The organism is Pseudonocardia lacus (assembly GCF_018531445.1).
Taxonomy (GTDB): domain Bacteria; phylum Actinomycetota; class Actinomycetes; order Mycobacteriales; family Pseudonocardiaceae; genus Pseudonocardia; species Pseudonocardia lacus.
Genome location: NZ_JAHDTH010000488.1, coordinates 1 through 875, shown reverse-complemented (window position 1 = coordinate 875; position 875 = coordinate 1). Strand labels below are relative to the sequence as shown.

2 protein-coding genes are annotated in these 875 nt (G+C 71.7%); both read right to left on the bottom strand.

The window, feature by feature from the left end; translation table 11 throughout:
• Positions 1 to 185: 185 nt before the first annotated feature.
• A complete protein-coding gene (gene arfB, locus KIK08_RS39270; protein ID WP_214408367.1) occupies positions 186 to 614 on the bottom strand; it encodes an alternative ribosome rescue aminoacyl-tRNA hydrolase ArfB in 429 nt (142 codons plus the stop codon).
• A gap of 28 nt (positions 615 to 642) precedes the next feature.
• On the bottom strand, positions 643 to 875 hold a 233-nt coding region (locus tag KIK08_RS39265), incomplete at its 5' end, for an AMP-binding enzyme (protein WP_408004798.1).

Below are 875 nucleotides of genomic sequence, written 5' to 3'. Positions count from 1 at the left end.
TGCCCGTTCCCCACCCCGGCACCGGTAGCAGCCGCCACCCCGGCCTCAACACCGTTCGTCCTCGCTGCGCTGCGGGCGCTGCGTGTTGACCCCGGGGTCCCGACGCCTGCTCAAAACAGCAGGTCACAGGCCAAAAAGCGGCCCGAGACCGCTTCCACCCCCGGGGTTGACAAGACCGTTCCACATCAGTCGTCCGGGCGGGAGCGCAGCCGCTTGATCTGCCCGCGCCGGGTCTTGGCGTCGAGCCTGCGGCGCTTGGCGCCCGCCGACGGCTTGGTCGGGCGCCGCTTGGGCGGGTCCGCGGCCGTGGCCCCGCGCAGCGCGGACGCCAGCCGCTCGCGGGCGGCGTCGCGGTTGCGCAGCTGGCTGCGGTTCTCCGCGGCGACGATCGTCAGCACGCCGTCGGTGAGGCGGTGGGCCAGGCGGGACAGCGCGCGCTCGCGCAGGTGCTCGGGTACCGACGGCGAGCGGGCGAGGTCGAACGACAGCTCGACGCGCGAGTCGGTGGTGTTGACGCCCTGCCCGCCCGGGCCCGAGGCGCGCGAGAACCGCCAGTGCAGCTCCCTGGAGGGCAGCACCAGCGACTCGCGCACCGGGAGATCGCCGTCGGACACCCCATCAGGATGCCCGACGGCGCACCGGTCAGTCCTCCGACTTGCCTTCCTTCAGGCCGGCGGAGATGAGATCCATGACGGAGGAGTCGGCCAGCGTGGTCACGTCACCGACCTCGCGGTTCTCCGCGACATCCCGCAACAACCGGCGCATGATCTTCCCGGACCGGGTCTTGGGCAACTCCTCGACCACCATGATCTGGCGCGGCTTGGCGATCGGACCGATCTCCTGCGACACGTGATCACGCAACGCCTTGATCGCCT